The sequence below is a fragment of the Sphingomonas sp. genome, assembly GCF_050725575.1.
Taxonomy (GTDB): Bacteria; Pseudomonadota; Alphaproteobacteria; order Sphingomonadales; family Sphingomonadaceae; genus Sphingomonas.
Genome location: NZ_JBOHHW010000099.1, coordinates 1 through 2,653, shown reverse-complemented (window position 1 = coordinate 2,653; position 2,653 = coordinate 1). Strand labels below are relative to the sequence as shown.

Below are 2,653 nucleotides of genomic sequence, written 5' to 3'. Positions count from 1 at the left end.
ATGTCTATTATGGTTATGATCTGCAGGGTTTGCAGCTGTATGCGCGGTTCGGGTCGGCTTCAGGCGAGGGGCTGACGCAGGGCTATGACGGGTTGGGGCGACTGCTATCAAGCACGACCAACCAGGGCGGTGTGGCGCGGACGCTTGGTTATCAATATGATGCCGCCGGCAACCGGATCCGGGTGACGCATCCCGACGGGACGTACTTCATCTATGACTATGACGGGCTCAACCGCGCGACGGCAATCAGGGAGAATGGGGCAACCACCGTCGCGACCATCACCTACGACACTCAGGGCCGGCGTTCGGGGAGCAACCGGGCGGGTGCGGTGACGACCTATGGCTATGATCCGGTCTCGCGGCTGACGAGCATCGCGGACGATCTGGCCGGGACGGTCGCCGATGTGACCGCGACCTTTGGTTATTCCCCGGCGAGCCAGATGGCGACGAGGACGCGCAACAACAATGGCTATGCGTTTGCCGGCAATGTCAATGTCAACCGCACCTACGCGGTCAATGGGCTCAACCAATATACCAGCGGTGGTCCAGCGACGTTCGGTTATGATGCAAACGGCAACCTGACCTCGGACGGTTCGAACAGCTTTACCTATGATGTCGAGAACCGGCTGATCACCAGGTCGGGCGGAGTGGGAGTGGCGCTGGCCTGGGACCCGATGGGGCGGCTGTACCGCGTATCGAGCCCGACGACCGACACACGGTTCCTCTATGACGGCGATGAACTGGTTGCCGAATACAGCGCCGCTGGCGTACTGCTCCGCCGTTATGTTCACGGCCCGGCCGAGGATGATCCGTTCCTCTGGTATGAAGGCGCCACCCTGGCCAACCGACGCGGCCTGCAAAGCGACCATCAGGGATCGATCGTCTCGGTCGCCAACGCCGCCGGCACGCTGATCGGGATCAATGCCTATGACGAATACGGCATCCCGAACGGCTATGCCGGGATCGGCACCGCCAATATCGGGCGCTTCCAGTACACAGGGCAAGCGTGGATCTCAGAGCTTGGTATGTACCATTACAAGGCCCGTATCTACTCACCAGCGCTTGGGCGGTTCATGCAGACCGATCCGATTGGGTATGCGGATCAAATCAATCTGTATTCCTATGTCGCAAACGATCCCGTAAACGGGCGCGATCCGAGCGGCAATCAGCGTGAGCCCACTTTTGAAGAACAAAAGCGGCAGATTGAAGCGCAAATAGAATTTAATCGTCAGCATCCCCGGATCGCGACTGGAATGGCGATCGGCGCCGCGGTCGTAATGACCGGCGGCACTGCAGCGGCTATCTTACCAGAGGCAGGGGCGGCTGCGACGGCGGTTTCGGCCGCTCGAGTCGCTGCCGCAGGGGCCGAGGAGGCTGGTGCGACAGGCGGCGCGACGAGTGGATTTGTGACTCGCTCAGGTCAGGTGTTCACCGGTGCGAGCACGAGAGCTGGGGGACCTGGAATGGCTACGAACGAGGGAATTGGAAAGCTGGTTGCGGAAGCTCCTAATCCCAAAGGCTATGGCGGGTGCTGCGGAGAAATAAACGCCCTCAGCAGAGCAGCAAACGCCGGAGCGAAATTAGAAGGCGGGGTAATGGCTACAGTGCGTGCCGCGAGGGCCGAAGCGGGGCAGATTATCAAGTCGTGTGAAACGTGCACTTACGTATTAGATAAGCTAGGTATAACCTCAGTTCTGCCTAAATAAGAGTATTGTAATAATGATTGAGATTTCACAAAACGAGAAGGATTTACTCGACGAGTTTGATTGTGCCCTGCGGAGTGGTAAATTCGAAGGCAAGCCATTGTTCAAGAATATGGCTGCGTTGTCAGTTATTCGTATCTGCGGTATACCTCTGAACCATGAACAGTCTTCTATGCTGCCTCTAATTGAAAGATACATTGTCAGCAATGGCGAGACTTGCGCCTCTTTAAGTAACGAGCGCTCGCAGATTGCGGCTGCCTTGGCAGGAGTGCAGAGTGGCGCGCAAGAAAGTGCCTTGAGCCGACTATTATTGATGGCGTCTAGCGTGCCCGAAGATGCCGATATTGATGACGTTGAATATATTGTGGAGTGGGCGCGCCTTGTCGGTCTAGACGCGACGTCGCTCCGTAAGATCGCAATTCAGCTACTGGATTAAGCTGAATCAGAAAAGTCTGTTTGCCTATGTCAGGAATGATCCAATCAATGGCTCAGACCCGACAGGGACCTGCGGCCCAGCGGCGCCAGTGTGTGCCGCAATCGCTCGATGCGCTGCTAATTCAGCATGTCGGACCACAGCAAGCGCCGCCCCCCGATGGGTAGTCACGGAAGGCGTCAAATTGCTGGGCGGCGTGATAAATGCTATCGGCAGTCCAGACGATTACGATGGGCCGTTTGAGCAGAATGAAGTTGGTAGAATAAAGGGGGGGTTACGGTGACAGTTTACTTAACCCCCGACCTCGACGAATTTTCATGATCCAGAAGGTACGATAAGCCAATGAAGCCGGGCGGTCGGAATGCACGGCTCAGCGCATGAACCCGGCGAGCTTCTCCGCTCTCCCCGCTTCGGCGTGCACCCTGGGCGCGACGGGAGGGAATGGCGCGGATCGCATTACCCGCAACAGCTATGATCTGTCTGGACGGTTGATCCAGGTGCAGAAGGCTTACGGGAT

The 2,653-nt window shown here is 57.5% G+C and carries 2 protein-coding genes; both read left to right on the top strand.

From position 1 onward, the window contains the following. On the top strand, positions 1-1,706 hold a 1,706-nt coding region (locus ACRECS_RS27335; RefSeq protein ID WP_431586125.1), incomplete at its 5' end, for an RHS repeat-associated core domain-containing protein. 13 nt (positions 1,707-1,719) lie between these two features. After that, entirely contained in the window at positions 1,720-2,139 is a 420-nt protein-coding gene (locus ACRECS_RS27330; protein WP_431586124.1) for a hypothetical protein, read from the top strand. The last annotated feature ends 514 nt before the right edge of the window (positions 2,140-2,653 follow it).